Genomic DNA, 21621 nt, shown 5'->3' with positions numbered 1-21621 from the left:
GGCGCTTGGAACGTCAGTCCGTCAATACGGACGGGTCGATAGTGAAGCCCCAACCCGGCCGGCTGGAGACGATGCTGGCGCCTGTTTCGTCTCTCATCAGGGGCTCCTGGTAGAGCGTGTCAAACCAACTGACATATTCATGATAGCTCGCGTTAGGCACGCACGCCATGAGCGCGAGGCTCATTTGCGGAAAGACGTGGGACGACACAGGGATATCGAATGCCTCGCAGAGCGCTGCGGCCTTCATGAACTCTGGAGGTCCCCCCATTCTTTGCAGATCGGGCATCAGAATGTCAGCAGCTTTGAGCTGCAGCAGCTCAAAGATTCCCTGGTGGTTATACGTGTACTCACCAGTGGCAACAGGGATATCGATTGCGGCGACAACCTTGGCTTCTGACTGCGGATTGCTCCCTATAACGGGCTCTTCGTACCAGCCGATATCGAACTCCTCGATCCGGCGCGCGAGCCGGATAGAGGCTTTAGGCGACGCAATCAATTGCGCTGCATCAACCAGCAGTACGACATCGGGACCCAACATCTCTCGAACCGCCCTGACGCGCTCCACGTCCTTGTTGGGATCCGGCAATCCAACGTGCATCTTGATTGCGCGAAAGCCCTGTTCTAGGAGGCCTTCTGCTTCCTTGTGAAGATCGTCGATCGTAGCCGATAGCCACATTGAGTTCACGTAGCTGGGCACGGTGATTCGACAGGCGCCAAGGACATGCGCAACATTGACGCCAAATTGCTTGCCCCGCAGGTCCCAAAGCGCCTCCTCGACGGCAGAAATCGCCAGAGCCGAGACCCCTTGCCGCCCAAAGGCGCGAACGTCGTTAAATGCGTTGAGAACAAAGCTGCCGCTCTGGCCAAGCTGGAGACCGACGACAAGATGTTCGAGGCTCGCGACCATCTCTCGCAGCACCTTTAATCGACGCCCGTTCGTCACATAGCACATCCCCTCGCCGACGAGACCTGCGTCCGTCTCCAGAAATACGCACACACAGTCGATAGACCGCACGTCGTACCTTCCCGTTGAAAAGGGCTTTGCGACAGGCAAGTGGGCGACACGGGTGCGCAGGCGCGTGATCTTCATAGACTTCCTCGCTGGATGCTGGGGTGCCGTCGCGGAAGTGGTTGGAGTGTCGTGTCGGGCGAACTCCGGCGAAGTTCAGGGTAGCGTGTCAAGCAGCGAGGTCAATGGGCTGTGCAATACGCAATTGCTCCGATCTAAGAATCAAAGTGCGTACCTGGAGACTCCGCGATGGGGCGTACCCCAACGCGGACTGATCTTAATCGAAATGACTACCGCTCAATTCGCCTGTTTTGCGGCATCCTCAATCACCTGAGCTACCGCGGCCGGCTGAGAGACAAAAACCGCGTGGCTTGCGGGCACTTCGGTGACCTTGGCGTTCGAACGCTGATACATCCAGCGCTGAAGCTCGGGGGCTATTACGCGATCCTGGGTGGTCAGGATCGCGTAGCTGGGCTTGCTGTGCCAAGCCGCCACAGAGAGGGGGGCAGCCATGGCCTTCTGGGCAAGCTGCTGCTCCGAGTCCGCCATGAACTGAGCTTGCGCCTCCGGTACGTCCGCGGCATAGGTTTCCCGGAACTTCGACGGCGGGATGTAGAAATACTTCTTGTCCGGCGTGGCCCGATTGGTGGCCACCCGCATGGCATCGTTCGGCGCGGCGAACTTCGACATGACCTGACCGCTCGCCTCCCCCTTATCGGGCTGCAGGGCGGCTACATAGACGAGGGCGCTGACTTTAGGATCGGCGCCCGCTTCGGTGATCACCGATCCGCCATAGCTGTGGCCGACCAGCACGACCGGCCCGGTCTGCTGATCGATAACGCGTTTGGTGGCGTCGACGTCCTCGGCGAGGCTGGTGAGCGGCTCCTGGACGATAGTCACGTGGAAGCCGTCTTTGGTTAGGATGTCGTAGACGGCACGCCAGCCTGAGCCGTCCGTCAGCGCGCCATGGACAATGACAATGTCCTTTGCGGCCGGCTTCGTCTCGGCGTGAGCCACCGCGGCTCCCATGGTGATCATGAGGGCTATGGCAACGTTCTTTCGTAGTGTGGGCATGATTGACTCCAAGCTTGGGGCTGAACCGGGACGCGCTAGTAGGAGGCTCGGCTGCGGTGTGCGCGAAATCCGCCGCAACCTCTGTGGCCGGCTTGGCTGGTTCGCAGCTCCGCGGCAGCAGGCATCAGATCTCATGCAAACTGGGGTGTCGTCGCTTGGTAGCTTTGCATTGCCTGTATCTGCTCCCACCACCCGGCGAACCCATCCACCGCGAAGACTTCGTTGGCGTCCGGGGTAAGCGAAACGAGGAAGCAGAGCGGGGCGAGATAGAAATCACCAAGCGAGGGCCGCTCGCCCGCGATAAAGGCACTGCCGCCACGAAGTTTCATTAGCTCCTGCAGCACAAGACGGCTGTTAACGATCCCATTCTTTCTCTTTTCTTCATTTGGTCCGTCGGCGCCGGGGAACAAGTGATATGCAGCGACAGCGATCAGGGCGCTATAACCATAGGATTCAACGATGCCCATCGCCATGCGCATACGCGCTCGGTCCTTTGAATTATCCGGGGTGAACGACGGGCCCGGCAGCACCTCATCCAGATATGGCGCGATTGCGCCGGTTTCGATGAGGCGGACCCCATCGTGGTCGAGCACTGGTACTTTGCCGAACGGATTGCGGGCCAAATGCTCGGGCTGGCGGGGCTCGCCCTTGAGCACGTTCACCGGCACCTGTTCGTAGCGCGCGCCCTTCTCGGCGAGCAACATCCGGATGGTCCGGACATACGTACTGCCGTCGAAACCGTAGAGAACGATCCCAGTCATTTTATTCCCTTCTGCTTGGATTTCGCGCGAACACTGAGATTGCCTCGCCCCGGCAAGAGGCTCACCTTTCCGAGTTAGTTAGACCTTCTGGATGGTCTGAAAATGCCCGTCGTACGGCAATCAGTATTCCTTCATGCGAAACATTGAATGAACCTCACTACGCGATTGGCGTCCTCGTTCTGACGATCCAAGCGGATGCCGGTGAAGACCGTCAGGAATATGCAGATGCGATCCCGACTCATCGACTTCAATTTGCGCACAACAATTCCGCGATAGTTCTCGTTGATATGCAGGTTTCAACGCTTCATATCGAGCTTGTGGAAACAACTTGGAGGTCGTCGTGGTCACGCAAGTCAAGCATTACATCAATGGCAAGCAAATCTCTGGTCGCAGTGGGCGGACGTCGTCCGTCTTCAATCCCGCGACAGGCGAGCAGACGGGACTATTGCCGATCGCGAACGCCGCGGATGTCGCGGATGCCGTCGCTGCGGCAACAAAGGCTGCGCCGGGATGGGCGGCGACGACCCCATTGCGGCGAGCCAGGATACTCAACCGCTTCCTCAGAATTCTCGAGGAACGTATCGACGAACTCGCTGATGTCATTGTCGCCGAGCACGGCAAGGTCCATTCGGATGCCGTCGGTGAAATTCAGCGCGGTATGGAGGTCGTGGAATTCGCGACCGCCGCTCCGCAGCTGTTAAAGGGTGAGTTGACCGAGAACGTCGGCACGCGCGTGGACAGCTACTCCATGCGTCAGCCCCTCGGCGTGGTCGCCGGCATTACTCCGTTCAATTTCCCTGCGATGGTGCCGATGTGGATGTTTCCTGTCGCGCTTGCCTGTGGAAACGCCTTTATCCTGAAGCCCTCCGAACGGGATCCTTCGGCGTCACTGCTAGTCGCGGAATGGCTCAAGGAAGCGGGTCTTCCCGATGGCGTATTCAGCGTGGTCCATGGCGATAAGGAAACCGTTGACGCGCTGCTGCATCACCCCGACATCTCGGCGATCAGCTTCGTGGGATCGACGCCGATCGCGCGGTACATCTATGAAACGGCCGCGACGACAGGAAAGCGTTGCCAGGCGCTGGGCGGCGCCAAGAACCACATGATCATCATGCCCGATGCCGACATGGACCAGGCCGTCGACGCGCTGATGGGCGCCGCTTATGGTTCCGCCGGCGAACGTTGCATGGCGATTTCCGTCGCGGTCCCGGTGGGCGAAACGACTGCCAACAGGTTAATCTCCGCGTTGGCGCCGAAGATTCGTAGCCTCAAAATCGGACCCGGCACCGATCCGGAAGCGGAAATGGGCCCTCTCGTCACCAAGCAGCATCTGGACAAGGTCCGCGGTTACATCGACGCAGGTGTCGCGGAGGGTGCAAAATTGCTCGTGGACGGTCGTGGCTTCACAATGCAGGGCTACCAGGACGGCTACTTCATCGGCGGATCCCTGTTTGATCATGTCACGCCGAATATGAAGATCTACAAGGAAGAGATCTTTGGGCCGGTCCTGTCCGTCGTCCGTGCTCCCGACTACGACACCGCCGCACGGATGATCAACGAGCACGAATTCGGCAACGGCACATCGATCTTCACGCGTGATGGCGATGCAGCTCGGGAATTTGCGCACCAGATCAAGATCGGTATGGTTGGAATCAACGTCCCGATCCCTGTGCCGATGGCATTCCATTCCTTCGGCGGATGGAAAGCGTCGATCTTCGGCGACCACTACATGCACGGCCCGGAAGGCGTTCGCTTCTATACAAGATTGAAAACGATCACGAGCCGCTGGCCAACCGGCATTCGAGCTGGCGCTGAATTCGTAATGCCCACGATGTCTTGATCGCGGCGACGGGCCCGCTGCGCGCTCACGCAGCAGGTCGCGTCCCTCAATCACATGGAGAATTATCATGCCACTCTTGTGCTTCGATCTAATCACGGGTCGTTCGGAAAACCAGATCAAAAAGATATTGGACGTCACCCACGAAGTGATGGTCAACGCCTTCAAGGTACCCGAGCGCGACCGCTATCAAATCGTCAGAGAGCATGCGCCATCTAGAATGATCATCGAGGATACCGGTCTCGGTATCGAACGAACTCCGAACATGATGGTCCTTCAAGTCACCACCCGGCCTCGCAATCGGGCCATGAAGCAAGCGTTCTATAGGTCGTTGGTGGAGAAGCTGGAGGCCGCATGCGGCATAGCTCCAAGCGACGTTGTCGTGACGTTCGTAACGAACACCGACGAGGATTGGTCATTTGGGCTCGGACGCGCTCAGTTCCTCACGGGAGAACTCCAGCAATCGCCGATTGCGGCTGAATAGTTCCCATCGAAACCTAGATCGTCTCAAGCCGCTTCAGCTTGGCTTCGTCCCACTCAATCCCGCTACCGATCCTTTCGGAAGTGAGAACCTTTCCGTCGCAAATGATCAGAGGCTCCTGGACGATTGCGTCTGCCCAGTCGACGTACTCAAGCCAATGGGCGGTGGGCGTCGCGCAAAGGAGGTGCGCGCTGATCTCGGGCATCAGATGCGACGACATCTCGACGCCGTGGGCTGCGGCTATGCCAGCCGCATGTAGCCAACCGGTTACGCCACCTATCCGCGCTACATCGACCATAACGTAATCACTGGCCCGGGCATTAACGGCACGCAGCAAACCTTCCGGACCGTTGAAGTTCTCGCCGATCTGGATGGGGACCCTCAGTTCGCGTGCTATTTCCGCGCTTGCGACATAATCATCATGAGCCATCGGCTCCTCGAGCCAATAGATTCCCTCCCTTTCCAGCTCCCTTCCGCGAAGAATGGCCTCCGCGCTCGTCAGGGCCTGATTGTAGTCCACCATGATCGCAACATCATCGCCGGAAATGCTCCTGCGAACTGCCCGCAAAGCGGCCAGATCCTCGAAGAGAGAGGGATATCCGAGCCGGAGCTTGACGGCCCGGAGCCCGCTCTGCAGAAGAGTTTTGGCCTCTTCCGCAAGGCGATCCGGTTCCATCAGCCCGAGCCCGCGACTGTCATAGGCGCGGAGCGGCTTCGGGCTGGACCCGAGCAGCGAAGACAGAGGAACCCGCTGCACCTGCGCCATCGCGTCCCACATCGCCATGTCCAACAGCGAAAGCGCCATCCGCACGGCGCCAGTCACCCCAAGCAGGGCAAACTGACGCGAAAGGGTCTGCATCGCATCAAACGGCGTGCAATCCCTGCCTTTCAGAAGATCGACCGCCTCGGAGAGATGCGACGATATCGCAACCGCCCCCGAAGGCCGGTAGCAAAACGCATATGCCCTTCCCGTTACGCCGTCTTCGTTGAGCAAATCAACCACCAGCAGCGGCACGGCCTTGACGATCGCCGCACTCGTCCCGAGCGTAAACTTCAGCGGGACCATCATGCCGCGGGTCCTCACCGAGCGAACTCGCTGCGCTCCTGCACTCAAGCCGTCAGCCATCTTGATCATTCAACACTCTTCAGAAAACGCGGCCACTGAGGGTGTCGTAACACAACGCCACCGAAGCCGCTCGCACTGCACATCGCATCATAGCTCGATTCCATCTGCAGCCTATCGGGCTCAGGCTGCCCGGACCGAGCGCCATTGAATGCCCAAGCTCAGGCTTCACGCCTTCTCGACGACCTGCTTCGGGGCCTCTTCGCCGTGAATTCGTCCGGAAATACTCATGTTGTCAGCCGGATGCTCAAACAGAAGAACATTGATGATCTTCGGATCGGACCCGATGGAGTCGTGAGTGACTTTAACGATGTCACGGATCAGCTGCGTCTTGCGGGCCTTGGTAAGGCCGGCGGCGATATGACATTCAATATAGGGCATGGTTACCTCCGATTTGTCATTTCAAACGGGCGATCAGATCTTTATCATTGGCATTGCCTTCGACGAATTCAGGCAAATGCTGCCCGTGTTCCACGAAGTTGATGCCCCGTCCCTCTCTGATGACGAAAAATACGTTGTCGGTGGTTTCGCCGGTCGCCTCGCTGACGACGCGCAGCAGTCCGGCTGAAAGCGCGCGCTTCTGCTCGTCCGAGCGGCCGTACCGCATGTCGCACGAAATCATTGACATCGAGATCCTCCTCAGTTGACGGGAATGACTATTGAATTCCGGGATGAAATGCCGGATAGACGGCCGCGGGGTCGACTTTGCCAAGAAGACCCATCAAGTCGGCGATGGGTCGCTCGTCGATTTTCACGACCGCTTCGACGATGTTGTGGCGTAGCTCCGCATCCGCAAACGGTTCGCTGAGCCAGTTGAACTTCTCGACCGCGCGTTCCCACGATAATGGATTACCGAGACCGCCTTCGTATCCGACCTGTTCACGATCGAACGTGCGGCCATCCCTGGTCTTGATGGCGACACGCGTGCCCAGTTCGTGCGGATATTTCGCAGTGAAGGCATCGTCCGGACGAATCTCCACCCTGCTTAGCAAGGCTTGAGCATCGGCGGCCTGGACACGCGACTGCTCAAGCTGGGCCGGTCCTACCTCGTCATCCAGAAGCGCTGCTGCAATCAGGTACTTCAGATTGTAATCCGCTTGTTCCTTTGTTTGCGGTCTATCCTTCAGGCCGAATGCGCCTCCACCCGCGATATCAAATCCCGATTGGAAGATGTCGCAGCGGACGCCCTCGATGTCTTCGGCCACCAAATCATTGTCGCGCTTCAGCTTGAGTACAGCCTCCAGAACCGGCTGACCATGAATGAGCGAGCAGAACTTCTTCATGATCGTACTCTTGATGATCTCAAGAGAGTCGTTTGACCAGTCAACGTCGATCTTCTGGTCAAACATCCGCAGCAAGCCGTTTGGACCCTCAAAGAGCCCGGACGGACCCGTGAAGCCCCGCTTGGCGAGCGATGCGGAGTAGACGGCCCGCATACCCGTCATTCCCGGTGAAAAGCCCTTCCACTGCGATACCGGTTCAACGTGGACGCAGGTGAGGGAAATGTTGTCGACAGTTGCGATCGAGATCGCATGCGCGATCTGCTCGTCGGTCAGTCCGAACAGCTTTCCTGCTCCCGCTGCCGCGGAGATTGCGAGCTGAATGGCGTGGTTGAATCCCTTGGCCATCACTGGCACGACGGCGGTGAATCGGCACTGGATCTCATAGGCGACCGCAAGGGCAAGCATGAAGTCTTCGCCCGACACCTTTGCGTGTTCCGCGGCAGCCAGGATGGCGCCAAAATTGTCACTAGGATGGCACAGTCCGCCCGGCGACATGTAGCTGTCGAGCAGGTCGACATACCTGACCAGCCCGGAATTGAACAGCGCCGCCTGATCCGGCGCCGTCTTACCGCCGCCAATCAACGTGCACGATCCGCCGGAACGATACTCAGCAAACTGTTCTCGCAGCGCTGCGAACGGCGCCCCCGGAAGCGCAGAGATCGCGCAGCCCAAGCTGTCCAGAATATTTCGTTTGTAGAGCTTGCGCGCGTCAGGCTTCAGCGATGTTGAAACAGCCCGGTCGGCAAAGCTCGCGATCGCATTCACCGTAGAAAGGGATGTTGAACTTTTCATCAGCATGTGAGCGTCCTTGGCCGAATCCAATTCGATCGATCTGGTTTTCGTCGTGCGGGAGAAGCGTGCCTCCGTCAATTGTGATCATCAAGCGAATAGATTCGAGAGGGCAATCTGTGCCGCAGATTGCTCGAGCTACTTTAGAAATCGCTTGAGGAGTGAGCCAACATCACGTGACGAAATCGGGCGGAGTGTAGTCACCCTGAGCCGACGCCATCGATTCTGGCGATTGACCGATCAAATATCGTTGCCACTCAAGCAGGGCTGCGACCCAGATCGGCACACCAAAGCGCGAGCGTTTGCGTCTGCTGAAACGGAATGAGGTTGGGCCTGGCGAGCGAGCGGCACAGGAAATCGTTCGGAGAACCAACCCGCTTGCTCCGCGTACCGGCGGAGAAGGCTATTCGGCGGCTATATGCAATTCCGCGTCCGGTCGTACAATCTGAAGGAAGGCCGAGAGCGCACTGGACACGTAAGAGTCCGTGCGCCGAATGAACACGGTCTGCACTTCAGCAAACTCGGGCGCCAGTTCATGCACCGCGACCTGGCCGTCCTGCCAGGCCGCTGCGACTATGCCCTTGGGCAACAGCGTGATCCCGACACCGGCGGCCACACAGCCCAGAATCGCGTCGATTGAGCCGAATTCCAGAGGCTGTGCAACGAGTATTCCCGCTTTGCTCAACAGATTTTCCAGCCTTATTCGATATGAGCAACCGATGCGGAAAACGATCGTTTTCAGTTCGGTTATCGAGGAAAGATCTTCAATGCCGCGAATTGAGCGAGGAGTTACCAGAACAAGCTCCTCGCGAAAGACGCTCTCCTGTTGCAAATCTTGGTGGTCGACCGGCCCCGCTACAAACGCGCCCTCAAGTCTGCATTCGACAACATCCTCGATGAGACTACAGGTCGTTCCCGTCGTGACCACGGGACGGACCTTCGGGTAGGCTTTTGTAAAGCTTGCGAGTACTGATGGGAGCCGAAGCGCAGCCGTCGTTTCCAGGGTGCCGATTTCCAGCACACCGCCCGGAACGCCGTCATCCCTTGCAGCGGCCTTGGCGTCGCTCAGCAGCCTGGCTATGCGTGCCGAAAAGGGGAGCATCCGCCGCCCAGCAGGCGTGACCTTCACGCCGCGTGCATGCCGCTGGAATAGAAGAACACCAAGCTCGAGCTCCAACGCCCTCACTCGCGCAGTGACATTTGATTGCACAGTGTTCAGCTCAGCCGCCGCCCGGTTCATGCTGCCGTGCCGAGCAACTGCCTCAAAGACTTTCAGATCGGTTGCGTCCATAACATGCCCTATCTTCAAAAGTGAGGGGTTCGGCATTCACGCGCTTGAACGGGTGATATCATGATCCAACCTGTTCGTTTTACAAGACAGAATCCCAGCCACTTCTCTCCAATTTTTGAGCGGCGAGCGGAGTAGGCGATGACAAGGTATCTCCAGAAATAATACCCTTATCGCCAAGGAAGATATCGGCGCGATGGTCAGTGGTGTCCTAGAACCGAGAAATCTGGCTTTCGGCCATCAACAGAGGAAATTGGCCAATGAAGCGATGTCATTAGTTGGTAAGTTGTCGCCATCACCCATTGTGGGGCGGCCCCAAATAAGGAAACTCGCTAAGCAGATCGATGTGGGGCCCAACCTTGTCCCCGATCACCTTCCCGTTTGTGAGGACTGCCAGGAAGACGTCGGCGGCATCCTCGGTGAGCGTACGGCCATTGCTCGGAAACGACGGGGGACACGTCGGGTCGTAGGACAGCACGTCCGGCAGCAGTGATCCCGCCACCCGCCTTGCTTCCTCCGGCGAATAGCCACCGGTGTGCTCCAGCGCATGCGCGAAGACGCCGATGAAACGGGCATCGTCTGCCGGCTCGCCCGCGTGGTAGCTATCGCGCTCGGAGCCGACAAGAAAGACCGCTTGCGCAGGTAACGCACCCCGGTCTGCCTGGATCCAAACTCCGCCCGCGCCGTCCAGCGTGCGCGCCCAAAGGCCGACTCGTTTGGGTCCAAGGGCAGAGTTGGGCAGTTCCAGCACTATGCTGCACACGTCTTTGTCGATAAAGAAATCGTCGCCGGTGAACTGCAGATCGTTCAACGCCCCCCGGGTGTCGAAGAAGAAGGGATCGCTGCGCCAACCCGCGAAGAACCGGTATCGGCCGGCCTCCGTCACGCGCGCGTCCCGACCCATCGACACAGGTGCTGCTTCGAATATGACCTGTCCACTGTCACCCGTTTCGGCGGCCTGCGCACCCTCGACGCGACGCACGGTCGCGGTTTGCGATCCCTCCGCGGAGGACGAGAAGCGCACCCGATACGCGATGTCGGCGACGGCATCGCCGTTCGTATCGATCTTGAGTTCGTACAACGCCTCGGGCGCGAACGGCTCGCGCGTGGTGGGCCCCAGCGGGTTCACGACGGCGGACGGATGGACGTTCATGATGAGGATCGACTTGTCCGCCTCGCCTGGCTTCGAGAAGGCATACAAGTCCGTAAGGTCCAAGCGCGCATCTCCGTGCGGGAAACCGAAATCGGGACCAGAATAATGGTGCGACATGGATCATTTACTCCTCGGTCCTGCCCGCCGGCGCATGAAAGCGGCCGGTTCCCGCGGCAGGCCTCCGCGGCCTCATCTAGGAGGCGGCGTCAAAGAACTCTGCCAACCAAAGCACGTCTGTCAGACGGAACTTCAAAGCAGCGTCGCCTCCAGCGTAATCTTGGTATTAAACAACTTCGAGACCGGGCAGTTCACCTTGGCCAGGCCTGCCAACTTGGCGAACATTGCGTTGTCTGCACCCGGGATCTTCGCCAGTAGCGTCAGATGGACGGACGTAATGGCAAAGCCGTCACCCTGCTTTTCAAGAGTAACTTCAGCCTTGGTCTCCGTATGTTCAACGATGAGTTCGGCCTCGCCGAGGATCCGCGATAGTGTCATGGTGAAACAGGCAGCATGCGCGGCACCGATCAGCTCTTCGGGGTTCGAACCTGGCTTGTCTTCGAGGCGGCTGCCGAACCCATAGGGATAATCCGTTAGTGCGCCGCTATTGGTCGAAATTGCGCCCTCTCCATCCCAAATGCGCCCCTGCCATTTGGCCGAGCCGAATGTCGTCGTCATGGTTACTCCTTTTCGACTGTGGGTGCCTGTCAGGCACGTGACGTAGCCCAACTAAATGACGCCGCCAATATCCGCTAGTCGGAAGACACTTTTTCGCGAAGCGATTGAATGCCGCGTTGATACCTCGCGGCGTTGCATACAAGGCGAGAAAAATGTGTCTTGAGGCGAGGCATGGCGAAATCCACGAATGCACGGACCTTTGGAACGGCAAGCCGACCTTGTGGGGAAATGAGGTGCACGGGCACGGCGGCGGGTTCGTCTTGCGCTAGAAGAATTTGCAGCGCGCCTTGCGAAAGTTGCTCGGCAATGTGATAGGAAAACAGTCGAGTGATGCCACGCCCTTCGACGGTTGAGGCGACGGCGCCACGAACGCTATTCACGACCCAACGTGGCGAGAATTGAACCGACCGAGGGATCGATGATCCCTTCGCTGGCGGAAAGCTCCAGGAGTCGATCCCGAAGTGAGTCATCGCAATGATCTTGTGTTTTGCGAGATCCGCGGGCTGTTCGATTTTCGGATGCGTGGACAAATAGCGGGGCGATGCCGCTACGACACGCCGAACCTCGCCCAACCGGATCGCCACGTGTGTGGAATCCGTCAAATGGGCAATTCGCAAAGCAATATCGATGCCCTCATCAATTAGGCTGACCGGCCTATCCAGCAAAAGTAATCTGACTGAAACGGTCGGATAAGCGTCCATGAAGGCGTCTAAAACCGAACGCAAGACGTCTTCACCTGCCGCAACCGGAGCCGTTATGGTAAGCGTGCCGCGCGGAGCCGATCGCTCACCCGCTGCAACAAGATCAGCTTCTTCGAGATCTGAAATGACGCGGCGACAGACGGCCGCATACCGTTCGCCCGCTTCGCTCAATTTGAACGAACGCGTCGTGCGATGAAGGAGGGTAACGCCAACATGAGCTTCAAGAAACGCAAGCGCACGGCTTATCGCAGCAGGAGACCGCCCCAACTTGCGCCCTGCTTTCCGCAAGCCACCCTCGTCGAGGGCGGCGATGAAGACCTTCATCGCGTCGATTCGGTCCACTTCACTACCGCTTCAAATTGACCCCAAGGCAAACGTAGGGGATCGCCCGGAACGCGACAATAGGGCGAACGCATGATCGATTCTGATAGGGGTATCTGCATCGACGGCTGCTCGGCGAAAGCCTCGTCACGAAAGAGCCGGAACCAAGATCCCGGCTCTCGCGGTGAACACCGTGAGGCGACCGCGACCGGGATAGCCGGTCGCGCGCCTCCATGCCTTCAGATCGGCGGCACCACACCATCTTTTTCTACGAGAAGCACATGCGTCTCAAAGACACCCTGCTTCGTCGGAGTCGTGAGAACGAATACCTTCCTCCCCGCCGTCAGGTCGGCTCGCGTTGCCGGAGCAAAGGTTACAACTGGTGCGCTTTCCGGTACCGTTACCACCTTGCTGCCGCCCTTATAGGAAAGCTTGTGATCAATCCGGCACTATGCGCAGGTTCGCCGATCGTTCTTCCTTTATCCCGCTGCGTTATGGATATTCGAATTTAGGAAATCCGTCGCGCAATCAACACTCTACAGTCTGATGGCCGCGCATCCGCGCCGCCCCTGGATCAGATCAATCACGAGAGCTGCACACAGCAATCGCATTCGCAGATGGCTCCGCGCTGGGCGTCGATTTCCACACTCAACCACGTATCGTCGCAGGCCGCGCGGTCTCCGTTAAGGTGTTCGAGGAGAAGGCTCGCGGGCTCAGGAGCGAACGGCGTCGACACTCGCAGCTACATATCGCCGCTTGTGATCGGAGTTATCACTAAACTTCAATTACCCGTGGGTGAGCCAAGGCCTATGCTCGACTTCTGTCGAAGAAAGGCGAAACGCTCAACATGTTCATCCGTGCCTTTTCCGTCATGGCCGTAGCATCTATGATAATTACGTCCAGCGCTTTCGGCGCGGAACTGGTCGTCATGAGCTCGGTTGGAGCGCGATCTGTGATGGACGAACTCGGGCCTCAATTTGAGCGCGCCAGCGGCGTCGTCCTCAGTTTTAGATACGATACAGCCGCCGCATTGCAGCGTGCGATGGAGGATGGTGCGCGCTTCGATGTCGCCGTGTTAACGTCACCCGTGATGTCAGTGCTTACTGCCGCAAATAAAATAGCAGGGGCTGACCAGTCAACGTTCGCGAGCGCTCTGATTGCAGTAGCGGTCAAACACGGAGCCGCGAAACCCGACATTTCGACGCGGGAGATGTTCGTTCAGACGCTGCTTAGCGCGGACAAGATCTCATACGCCAAGCAAGGGGCGAGCGGCCAGCATTTTCAACGAGTTCTGAAGCAGTTAAATCTTGATGAGGCGCTGAGGGACAAGCTGTTGCCCATGACGGGGGCAAAGGAGATCGAGGCGGTGGCCGACGGATTGGCGACGCTGGGGGTGCAGCTGATCAGCGAGATTCTTCCAATTGAAGGTGTTGACTTGGTTGGACCGCTCCCCGGTGATCTTCAAAATGGCATTGAGCTGAAGATCGCCGTCAGCGCGGAAACCAAGTCGGCCGACATGGCGAGACGATTTATCGCCTACGCCACCTCAAGCGCTGCCGCGGATGTGATCCGCGCGAAGGGTATGATACCGCCGTAGCGCAAGGGCGCACGCGATGGTTCGAGGCGCGCTACGGCCCTTCGATATCGTCGATTGGCCGACTAGATTCCAGCGTTCACCTCTGCAGCAGCACGATAGCCGGACCTGACCGCGCCCTCGATCCACGCTGCATATTCGAGTGAAGTATGCTCGCCGGCAAAGTGGATGCGGCCCTCCGGTCGGATAAGATGCTCCTTCCAGGCGCGGAGCTGCCCTGATGCTGCGATGCCGTATGCACCGCGGGCCCATGGGTCGCGTTGCCACGAATACTCGAAGACCTCATCGATGATCTCCGTGGCACCCGGGAAAACGCGCTCGATGGTACCGGACGCAAACGCATGGCGATCGACCACGCCCATCGCGTCCATGGCAGTTGCGAGTTCACCCTGCTGATAGAGTTGCAGGACACCCGATTCCCCCTGATCGTTGTCGCGGGGACTCCAGATTTCAGCCATCGTGTCGAGCTGGGCGAACCCGCTCAGGCCTTCACGTTCCCACGGTCGCTTTCGTGTCTTGAAGGCGACCTTGGTGGCTGTAGTGTAGCGCATCTGCGCGACAATCAACTGTTTGGCGGAACTCAGAGCCGGGACGATTTCAATGTTCGCCAGCACCGAGAATGGAATCGTGCAAATGACGGCGTCTGCAACGATGTGGTGCTGTCCCGTCGAACTTTCAGCGCTTACCCCAACCTGCAGAGGTTCTTGGCGAATGCTTCGTACAATGCATCCGTAGGCAATCGGCGACCTTAGTCGTACTGCCATGGCCCTTGGCAGAAGATCGTTACCGCCACGAATTCTGCGCAGGCGTGTTCGATCGTAGGTCGCGAGAACGCGAAACAACGTCAAAGCCGAAATCGTCTGCGGAAATGCGCCCAGCGTAAGAAGATTGACCGCGGCGTCCGAAAGTCCCCTGCTCGCCAGGTAATCACGCGCCGTTAGTTCATCGAACCTCATGAGACCCGTGGCCGGCCAATCGGGCCCGTTCATCGTCCCGCTGGCCTTGACCAGTTCAACGCCCGAGAGCATGTGGGTCTTGGTAAGCCCGTCAAGACCGAGCGCCTTCTCCGCGTCAGTCAGATCGAAATGTTGCGCAGGATCGGCGCCCGGGCCAAGAACGAAGCGCCTACCTTGGGCGTATATCACCGCGCTCAGACCGTCGGGATAGAGCGGGTCTGTCTCCAAGCCCATGCGGTCAACATAGTCCATGGCCCATGTGTGCGTTTGAGGAATGCGCCCGGCACCAGCTTCCGCAATCGGCGATCCGCGTCCGTCGCGCATCGTGAGCACCCGCCCACCTGGTCGCGCCTGTGCCTCAACGACGATGACGGCGTGACTAGCCCGCTCAAGTTCAAGAGCCGCCGTCAGGCCGCTCATCCCTGCCCCCAAGACCAGAATGCGCCGTGGGTGTCGTTTCGGAAGCGGCGTCGGCAAGGAAGTCATGGTTCATTGACGGCGATAGGGGCCCAGTCGGTCAAATCGTCAGCGCGTAACCAAATCTTGCAGGTCGTGAGACCCCCGCTGTGCTTGTACGGATCAGGCCTTGACTATTCCGCGTACTGAGCGACGGAAGGTTGCGTCAGCCGCCGATCCCGCTCGGCTTCAGCCGTTGCGATCGATACCAGCCAGCAGACGAGCAGAGTAAGGGGCACGGTGAAAAGTGCCGGGGAGTCATATGGAAAGATCGCGGGACCAAGACCCAGCACTTTTGACCAGATAGTTGGGCCCATTGCCGTCAAAACAACCGACGAGACAAGGCCGAAGGTACCGCCAACGACCGCGCCACGGGTCGTCAAACCGTCCCAGTATATTGCCAACAGTAGCAACGGGAAGTTTGCGCTGGCCGCGATTGCGGTGGCAAGTGCAAGAAGGTAGGCGACGTTCTGACCTTCACACGCCAGTCCAAGCAGTATCCCGAGTACTCCCAGTGTCATCGCGGCGATCCGTGATATCCGAAGCCGCATGCGCTCATCGAGATGCCGGCCGGACAGGCCAACAACGAGATCGTTGGCCGCCGAGGAAGCCCCTGCTATCAGCAATCCCGATACAACGGCCAGGATCGTCGCGAACGCAACCGCCGAGATGAAACCCGCCAGGATGCTTCCACCAACGGCCCGCGCCAAATGGATGGGAGCCAGATTATTTCCGCCAAACAGCACGCCGCTGGCGTTGGCATAGGTGGCATCGCCACGGAGGATTGCGATGCTGCCATATCCGATGACAAACAGCATCGCAAAGAACAGGCCAATGAGACACGTCGCGTAGAAGACTGATACACGCGCTGCTCGCTCGTCGCTAACCGTGAAAAAGCGCATCAGGATGTGAGGCAGCCCTGCGGTACCAAACAGGATTCCGACGCCGAGAGAAAGCGTTGCAACTGCGTCTTGGGCAAAGCCGCGAATATCCATGATCTTGTTGCCGTTCGGATGATTGGTCACCGCCGCTTTGAAGAGGTCGGACACATTGAAACCGAACCTGGCCAGTACCAACGCCGCGATCATGACGCTTCCGCCAATCATTAGAATAGCCTTGATGATCTGTACCCATGTGGCAGCGCGCATGCCGCCGAGGGTCGAAAACACGATCATAAGCAGCCCGACCATGATGACGGACGGCGCGTAACCTATTCCGAACAGCAGTGAAATGAGCTCTCCGGCGCCGACCATTTGCGCGACCAGATAGAAGCTGACGATGACCAGGGTGGAAGCCCCGGCCAGGATGCGAATCGGCCGCTCTCTCAACTTGTGAGTCAGCACGTCGGCGAACGAGTACTTTCCTAGGCGACGGAGCGGTTCTGCGACGAGAAACAGGACGATAGGCCAACTGGCAAGATAGCTTGCAGCTAGGAACATTCCATCCAGACCGGATGCATAGATCGCACCCGACAGCCCAAGGAAGGCACCGGCTGACATATAGTCGCCGGCAATAGCCAGGCCATTCTGGCCTGCCGAGATCGAACTTCCCGCCGTAAGATATTCCGACGAACTTGTTGCACGCCGGGCCGCCCAAAAGCTGATGAGCAGCGTAAGCACCGCGAAGACCACAAAGAACACGATCGTGGAAGATTCAGCCTGGCGAATTTGTGAATCGGATTGCGCAGAGTACGCCGCGTCGCCGACGCCGAAAGTGGATACAGTTGCGAAAAGGAACGGCATGCAGTTCCGTGGAATGCGCATCATTCAATCCTCATGCCGTACGAACACAAACAGGCCGGTCAAAACCACACTGAATGCCATGCAGCTCGCCAACGCGATCATCGCTGGACTGAAGTCAGGTGCAACAACGGCGGCTTGCGTCGTATGCCGTGCGCTGTGGATCAAAAAGGCCATCATCGCCAAGTATGGAACGATCATCACGAGCACCAGCCGGAAACGAAGCGCTCCCGATCTGTTCGCGGTAACGCGCGACGGAACGTATTCGGTGGCTTCATGCACGGTCGTCCCCCTGACGCTTCTGCGTCGCATATCTTGCGATCGGCGGCTTTACGCTAGGCAGCGACTGGTATCGTCATCAAACGATTTTTCGAGATAGCCGTATCTTCCCCGGAGATTGACATGCTGTTTTCTCGGCACACTCAGGCTTGCTGACGCATAGCATGCCCATAGCGGATCGATTCTGCGCCCCTGATTGAAGGTGACGAAGCTCCGGCTCCCGGTCTTATCGTCGCGACAGATACGCCGTTCAGTTCAAATCGCTTCGATATCGAAGATCGGCTCGGATACGATGCCAGCCACCTTGGCGGCTGAAAAAACCTGCCGATCGCCGCCCAACAAACGCCGCACGTCACGCGTTCGCACCATGCTTCGAAACAGGAAGAAATCATGACTGAACGACTCGGGAAAGAACGCGACCGGCCGTCGGCGCTACGGCCAGGCATTTCCAGGCGCGAGGCCCTTTCGCTTGCCACAGCGACGCTCGCCGCCCCGCTGCTGCCAGCATTCGCCAATGCGGCTCAAGGGGCAGAGAGCTCAAACATCCGTCACGCCAATAGGAGTACGCTCATGAGTTTCGTCAAGGTTGGAGACGAAAATTCCACACCCATCGAGATCTATTATGAGGATCATGGTTCGGGTTCGCCGGTCGTCCTCATTCACGGTTGGCCTCTAAACGGCGACGCGTGGGAGAAGCAGGTCAGCGCGCTGTTGGCTGCCGGCCATCGGGTCATCACCTACGATCGACGCGGCTTTGGCCGGTCAAGCAAGCCGGGCATGGGATACAACTACGATACCTTCGCATCCGACCTCAACATCTTGCTGAGTACATTGAATCTCGCCAACGTCTCGCTTGTCGGACACTCCATGGGGACGGGCGAGATTGCCCGATACATCGGCAAGTATGGCACGAAGCGGCTGCACAGGGCCGTGTTGATCGGCACGCTTGGGCCCTATCTGTTAAAGGCGGCGGACAATCCGGATGGCGTGCCAGCAAGTGTATTTAACGGCGTCCGTGCCGGGATCAAAGCCGACCGGCCCGCCGCAATCACGGAGTTCCTCAAGAATTTCTACAGCGTTGGCGGCGCGGACGGAAAGCTCGTCAGCGAACGCGTGATTGAGGCGAATTGGACGGTCGCAATGGGCGCGTCACCCATAGGCACGTTGGCTTGCGTCGACAGTTGGGTCGAGGACTTTCGCAAGGACATTGAACGCAATGACGTGCCGACAATGATTGTACATGGCGATGATGATCGCATTCTACCGGCCGATGCAACGTCGCGGCGGCAAGCGAAACTCATCAAGAACGTCAAGTACGTGGAAATCAAGGGCGGATCTCACGGCATAACATGGACGCGCGCGGAGGAAATCAACGCCGCGCTCGTTGAATTTCTCGCGTAGCGAGAGGCCTTTTACATCGTTCGGGAGTGAACATGAGTTATAAAATTGAAGTCAACGGCAATCCCCACCTCGTCGATGTCGACGGCGATACGCCGCTGCTATGGGTGCTGCGAGACGTGCTCGGTATGACTGGCACCAAATTCGGGTGCGGCATCGCGCAGTGCGGCGCGTGCACCGTGCATATCGATGGCGTCGCGACACGGTCCTGCATCACCAGCGTCGACAGCCTCGGCAAATCTAAGGTCACGACAATCGAGGCGATCGGTAACACGCCGGCAGGCGCCAAGATCCAGAAAGCCTGGCTTGACCATGAGGTCGTCCAGTGCGGCTACTGCCAATCCGGACAGATCATGTCGGCTTCGGCGCTCCTGGCAAGCAATCCACATCCGAGCAATGCCGACATCGATAATGCCATGAGCGGCAACATCTGTCGCTGTGGAACCTATGTACGCATCCGCGAAGCGATCAATCTCGCCGCGCAGACGAATGAGAAACGAGGCTGACCATGATCCGCGATCGCATAGCTTCTTGCGCTTCTGACACCCACCTGTCGCGGCGCAGTTTTCTGGGCACCGGCGCAGCCATCGGCGGCGGCCTGATGCTGAGCCTGAGCCTGCCCCTCGGCCGAAGCGAAGCTGCCAGTTCCGATAGTTTCACGCCGAACGCCTTTATTCGTATCGGCGGAGACGGCCAGGTCGTTCTGACCATGCCTTATGTCGAAATGGGACAGGGCACCTATACCTCGATCCCGATGCTGATCGCCGAAGAGCTTGAAGTGAGCTTGAGCCAGGTGCGCCTCGAGCATGCGCCACCGAACGAAAAGCTCTATGCCAACCCGCTGCTCGGCGTTCAGGCGACCGGCAATTCGAACGCGATGCGCGGCGCGTGGAAGCCGCTGCGCGAAGCTGGCGCCACCGCTCGGATGATGCTGGTCGCGGCGGCCGCCAAGCGTTGGGGCGTCGATGCAAACTCATGCCGCGCGCAGGGCGGCGAGGTGATCCACCACTCGACCGGTCGGCGCCTGAAATACGGTGAGCTTGTCTCTGAGGCGGCCAACATGCCCGTTCCAGGAAACGCCACGCTGAAATCCCCGGGAGATTTCAAGCTGATCGGCACGCGGACCAAACGGCTCGATACACCGGGAAAGGTCAACGGGACCGCGATCTACGGTATCGACGCGCGACCGGCCGGCGTGAAGGTCGCGACGTTGGCGCAATCGCCGGTATTTGGTGGCCGCGTAAAAAGCGTCGACGACACCGCTGCAAAGGCGGTGAAAGGCGTGCGGCAGATCGTTCGGCTGGACGATGCAGTTGCGGTCGTGGCTGATCACATGGGAGCTGCAAAGAAAGGTCTGGCAGCGCTCAAGATCGAATGGGACGATGGTCAGTACGCAAAACTCACCACCGGAAAGATCGCGCGCGAACTCGAACAGGCGACGCTCGGTTCAGGCGCTGTCGCGCAAAGCATCGGTCATGTCGACGAGGCCCTGGCGCGTGCCGCCATCCGGGTCGAGGCGACCTACCAGGTGCCGTTCCTCGCGCACGCAACGATGGAACCGATGAACTGCACGGTCCATGTTCGCAAGGACAGGTGTGATATCTGGATCGGAAACCAGGCCGTAGCCCGTGTTCAGGCGATGGTGGCAAAGGCCGTGGACTTACCTGTCGAGAAAGTCATCGTGCACAATCATCTGATCGGCGGCGGCTTCGGCCGCCGGCTGGAGGCTGACGGCGCGGTCCGCGCGGTCGAGATCGCCAAACATGTTGATGGTCCCGTCAAGGTCGTATGGACCCGCGAGGAAGACATCCAGCACGACATGTACCGGCCCTACTGGTTTGATCGCATCGCGGCCGGCTTGGACGACAAAGGTAGGCCTATAGCGTGGAAGAACCGCTTTGCGGGCTCTTCCGTGATCGCGCGATGGCTGCCGCCGGCCTTCAAGGACGGACTCGATCCCGACTCGACAGAAGGTGCGATCGACCTCGTCTATGACTTGCCGAATTTCCACGTGGAGTTTGTGCGCGTGGAGCCGCCGGCTATTCGGACGGGCTTCTGGCGCAGTGTGGGTCCCTCGCACAACGTCTTCGTGACTGAAAGCTTCATCGACGAGTTGGCGGCGGCAGCCAAGCAGGACGCGGTCGCCTACCGAAGAGCGCTACTCGACAAGTCCCCGCGTGCCAAAGCCGTCCTCGATCTTGCCGCGGAAAAAGCCGGCTGGGGGCAAGCTTTGCCCAAGGGAAGCGGCCGCGGCGTCTCGCTGCAGTTCGCCTTCGGCAGCTGGCTGGCACAGGTAGCTGAGGTCGAAGTCTCGAAAGAAGGCGCCGTCCGCGTTCGCCGTGTGGTCTGCGCGATGGATTGCGGCACCGTGATCAATCCCGACACGGTGCAGGCGCAACTCCAGAGCGGAATCATCTTTGGCGCCACCGCCGCGCTTTACGGCGAGATCACGCTGAAGAGCGGTCGTGTCGAGCAAACCAACTTCGATACCTATCAAATGTTGCGTATGAACGAGACGCCTTCCATTGAGATCCACATCGTAAAAAGCACGGAACCGCCGGGTGGTATGGGCGAGACCGGGACATCGGCAATCGTTCCCGCGATCGCCAATGCGATCTTTGCGGCCACCGGCAAGCGCCTGCGCAAGATGCCAGTCGATGCCAGCCTGCTGAAGCAGGCCTGAGTAAGTGCGTTTTACGTGGAG

20 protein-coding genes are annotated in these 21621 nt (G+C 58.8%); 6 read left to right on the top strand and 14 right to left on the bottom strand.

Annotated features, from left to right (window positions below; translation table 11 throughout):
• Positions 1–13: 13 nt before the first annotated feature.
• The 3 genes from V1289_RS32730 to V1289_RS32720 all read right to left on the bottom strand — a co-directional run bounded on the left by V1289_RS32730 (position 14) and on the right by V1289_RS32720 (position 2844).
• Positions 14–1090 (bottom strand): mandelate racemase/muconate lactonizing enzyme family protein, encoded by a 1077-nt coding sequence (locus V1289_RS32730; RefSeq protein WP_334402209.1) that lies wholly within the window; start codon positions 1088–1090, stop codon positions 14–16.
• 216 nt (positions 1091–1306) lie between these two features.
• Positions 1307–2047 (bottom strand): alpha/beta fold hydrolase, encoded by a 741-nt coding sequence (locus V1289_RS32725; RefSeq protein WP_334402207.1) that lies wholly within the window; start codon positions 2045–2047, stop codon positions 1307–1309.
• Between the two features lie 167 nt (positions 2048–2214).
• A complete protein-coding gene (locus V1289_RS32720; RefSeq protein WP_334402205.1) occupies positions 2215–2844 on the bottom strand; it encodes a glutathione S-transferase family protein in 630 nt (209 codons plus the stop codon).
• A 340-nt stretch (positions 2845–3184) separates the two neighbouring features.
• On the opposite strand from V1289_RS32720, the gene V1289_RS32715 reads away from it, so the two are divergent.
• Positions 3185–4684: a CoA-acylating methylmalonate-semialdehyde dehydrogenase gene (locus V1289_RS32715; RefSeq protein ID WP_334402204.1), complete on the top strand. Its 1500-nt coding sequence runs from the start codon at positions 3185–3187 to the stop codon at positions 4682–4684.
• Positions 4685–4751: 67 nt separating this feature from the next.
• The gene (locus V1289_RS32710) at positions 4752–5165 is read left to right on the top strand and encodes a tautomerase family protein (RefSeq protein WP_334402201.1); all 414 of its coding nucleotides are present in this window, start codon (positions 4752–4754) and stop codon (positions 5163–5165) included.
• A 13-nt stretch (positions 5166–5178) separates the two neighbouring features.
• Here the strand turns inward: V1289_RS32710 and V1289_RS32705 are convergent, their stop codons facing one another.
• From V1289_RS32705 to V1289_RS32670, 8 genes are all read right to left on the bottom strand, one after another.
• On the bottom strand, positions 5179–6228 hold the full coding sequence (locus tag V1289_RS32705; protein ID WP_334407771.1) for an enolase C-terminal domain-like protein: 1050 nt from the start codon (positions 6226–6228) through the stop codon (positions 5179–5181).
• Positions 6229–6453: 225 nt separating this feature from the next.
• Positions 6454–6666 carry a tautomerase family protein gene (locus tag V1289_RS32700; RefSeq protein WP_334402199.1) on the bottom strand — a complete coding sequence of 71 codons (213 nt, stop codon included), beginning with the start codon at positions 6664–6666 and terminating at the stop codon, positions 6454–6456.
• Positions 6667–6682: 16 nt separating this feature from the next.
• Positions 6683–6907: a tautomerase family protein gene (locus tag V1289_RS32695; protein ID WP_334402197.1), complete on the bottom strand. Its 225-nt coding sequence runs from the start codon at positions 6905–6907 to the stop codon at positions 6683–6685.
• Positions 6908–6941: 34 nt separating this feature from the next.
• Positions 6942–8366 (bottom strand): MmgE/PrpD family protein, encoded by a 1425-nt coding sequence (locus V1289_RS32690; protein ID WP_334402195.1) that lies wholly within the window; start codon positions 8364–8366, stop codon positions 6942–6944.
• 394 nt (positions 8367–8760) lie between these two features.
• Complete coding sequence (locus tag V1289_RS32685; RefSeq protein WP_334402193.1) at positions 8761–9648, bottom strand: LysR family transcriptional regulator; 888 nt, start codon at positions 9646–9648, stop codon at positions 8761–8763.
• 292 nt (positions 9649–9940) lie between these two features.
• Positions 9941–10915: a DUF4331 family protein gene (locus tag V1289_RS32680; RefSeq protein ID WP_334402191.1), complete on the bottom strand. Its 975-nt coding sequence runs from the start codon at positions 10913–10915 to the stop codon at positions 9941–9943.
• A gap of 132 nt (positions 10916–11047) precedes the next feature.
• A complete protein-coding gene (locus V1289_RS32675) occupies positions 11048–11473 on the bottom strand; it encodes an OsmC family protein (protein ID WP_334402188.1) in 426 nt (141 codons plus the stop codon).
• A 74-nt stretch (positions 11474–11547) separates the two neighbouring features.
• On the bottom strand, positions 11548–12516 hold the full coding sequence (locus V1289_RS32670) for a LysR family transcriptional regulator (protein ID WP_334402186.1): 969 nt from the start codon (positions 12514–12516) through the stop codon (positions 11548–11550).
• Between the two features lie 826 nt (positions 12517–13342).
• Between V1289_RS32670 and V1289_RS32665 the strand changes: the two genes are divergently transcribed.
• On the top strand, positions 13343–14092 hold the full coding sequence (locus V1289_RS32665) for a molybdate ABC transporter substrate-binding protein (RefSeq protein WP_334402184.1): 750 nt from the start codon (positions 13343–13345) through the stop codon (positions 14090–14092).
• Positions 14093–14154: 62 nt separating this feature from the next.
• Here the strand turns inward: V1289_RS32665 and V1289_RS32660 are convergent, their stop codons facing one another.
• The 3 genes from V1289_RS32660 to V1289_RS32650 all read right to left on the bottom strand — a co-directional run bounded on the left by V1289_RS32660 (position 14155) and on the right by V1289_RS32650 (position 17522).
• Positions 14155–15531 (bottom strand): flavin monoamine oxidase family protein, encoded by a 1377-nt coding sequence (locus V1289_RS32660; protein WP_334402182.1) that lies wholly within the window; start codon positions 15529–15531, stop codon positions 14155–14157.
• Between the two features lie 104 nt (positions 15532–15635).
• Positions 15636–17267: a sodium:solute symporter family transporter gene (locus V1289_RS32655; RefSeq protein WP_334402180.1), complete on the bottom strand. Its 1632-nt coding sequence runs from the start codon at positions 17265–17267 to the stop codon at positions 15636–15638.
• The gene (locus V1289_RS32650; RefSeq protein WP_334402178.1) at positions 17268–17522 is read right to left on the bottom strand and encodes a hypothetical protein; all 255 of its coding nucleotides are present in this window, start codon (positions 17520–17522) and stop codon (positions 17268–17270) included. It abuts the gene before it with no gap.
• Positions 17523–18089: 567 nt separating this feature from the next.
• On the opposite strand from V1289_RS32650, the gene V1289_RS32645 reads away from it, so the two are divergent.
• The 3 genes from V1289_RS32645 to V1289_RS32635 are packed head-to-tail and all read left to right on the top strand — an operon-like array spanning position 18090 to position 21600.
• Positions 18090–18920, top strand: a complete 831-nt coding sequence (locus V1289_RS32645) for an alpha/beta fold hydrolase (protein WP_334402176.1) — start codon at positions 18090–18092, stop codon at positions 18918–18920.
• 32 nt (positions 18921–18952) lie between these two features.
• Positions 18953–19423, top strand: coding sequence for a (2Fe-2S)-binding protein (locus tag V1289_RS32640; RefSeq protein ID WP_334402174.1), 471 nt, complete (start codon positions 18953–18955; stop codon positions 19421–19423).
• A 2-nt stretch (positions 19424–19425) separates the two neighbouring features.
• Positions 19426–21600 (top strand): xanthine dehydrogenase family protein molybdopterin-binding subunit, encoded by a 2175-nt coding sequence (locus V1289_RS32635; RefSeq protein WP_334402172.1) that lies wholly within the window; start codon positions 19426–19428, stop codon positions 21598–21600.
• The last annotated feature ends 21 nt before the right edge of the window (positions 21601–21621 follow it).

This window comes from Bradyrhizobium sp. AZCC 2289 (assembly GCF_036924615.1).
GTDB lineage: Bacteria > Pseudomonadota > Alphaproteobacteria > Rhizobiales > Xanthobacteraceae > Bradyrhizobium.
This window is presented reverse-complemented; position numbering and strand designations above follow the sequence as displayed.

What these genes read in the sequence shown, in the direction of transcription:
- V1289_RS32730 (WP_334402209.1), bottom strand. Translation starts at nt 1,090, where the DNA reads ATGAAGATCACGCGCCTGCGCACCCGTGTCGCCCACTTGCCTGTCGCA.
- V1289_RS32725 (WP_334402207.1), bottom strand. Translation starts at nt 2,047, where the DNA reads ATGATCACCATGGGAGCCGCGGTGGCTCACGCCGAGACGAAGCCGGCC.
- V1289_RS32720 (WP_334402205.1), bottom strand. Translation starts at nt 2,844, where the DNA reads ATGACTGGGATCGTTCTCTACGGTTTCGACGGCAGTACGTATGTCCGG.
- V1289_RS32710 (WP_334402201.1), top strand. Translation starts at nt 4,752, where the DNA reads ATGCCACTCTTGTGCTTCGATCTAATCACGGGTCGTTCGGAAAACCAG.
- V1289_RS32705 (WP_334407771.1), bottom strand. Translation starts at nt 6,228, where the DNA reads ATGGTCCCGCTGAAGTTTACGCTCGGGACGAGTGCGGCGATCGTCAAG.
- V1289_RS32700 (WP_334402199.1), bottom strand. Translation starts at nt 6,666, where the DNA reads ATGCCCTATATTGAATGTCATATCGCCGCCGGCCTTACCAAGGCCCGC.
- V1289_RS32695 (WP_334402197.1), bottom strand. Translation starts at nt 6,907, where the DNA reads ATGATTTCGTGCGACATGCGGTACGGCCGCTCGGACGAGCAGAAGCGC.
- V1289_RS32690 (WP_334402195.1), bottom strand. Translation starts at nt 8,366, where the DNA reads ATGCTGATGAAAAGTTCAACATCCCTTTCTACGGTGAATGCGATCGCG.
- V1289_RS32685 (WP_334402193.1), bottom strand. Translation starts at nt 9,648, where the DNA reads ATGGACGCAACCGATCTGAAAGTCTTTGAGGCAGTTGCTCGGCACGGC.
- V1289_RS32680 (WP_334402191.1), bottom strand. Translation starts at nt 10,915, where the DNA reads ATGTCGCACCATTATTCTGGTCCCGATTTCGGTTTCCCGCACGGAGAT.
- V1289_RS32675 (WP_334402188.1), bottom strand. Translation starts at nt 11,473, where the DNA reads ATGACGACGACATTCGGCTCGGCCAAATGGCAGGGGCGCATTTGGGAT.
- V1289_RS32665 (WP_334402184.1), top strand. Translation starts at nt 13,343, where the DNA reads ATGTTCATCCGTGCCTTTTCCGTCATGGCCGTAGCATCTATGATAATT.
- V1289_RS32660 (WP_334402182.1), bottom strand. Translation starts at nt 15,531, where the DNA reads ATGACTTCCTTGCCGACGCCGCTTCCGAAACGACACCCACGGCGCATT.
- V1289_RS32655 (WP_334402180.1), bottom strand. Translation starts at nt 17,267, where the DNA reads ATGATGCGCATTCCACGGAACTGCATGCCGTTCCTTTTCGCAACTGTA.
- V1289_RS32645 (WP_334402176.1), top strand. Translation starts at nt 18,090, where the DNA reads ATGAGTTTCGTCAAGGTTGGAGACGAAAATTCCACACCCATCGAGATC.
- V1289_RS32640 (WP_334402174.1), top strand. Translation starts at nt 18,953, where the DNA reads ATGAGTTATAAAATTGAAGTCAACGGCAATCCCCACCTCGTCGATGTC.
- V1289_RS32635 (WP_334402172.1), top strand. Translation starts at nt 19,426, where the DNA reads ATGATCCGCGATCGCATAGCTTCTTGCGCTTCTGACACCCACCTGTCG.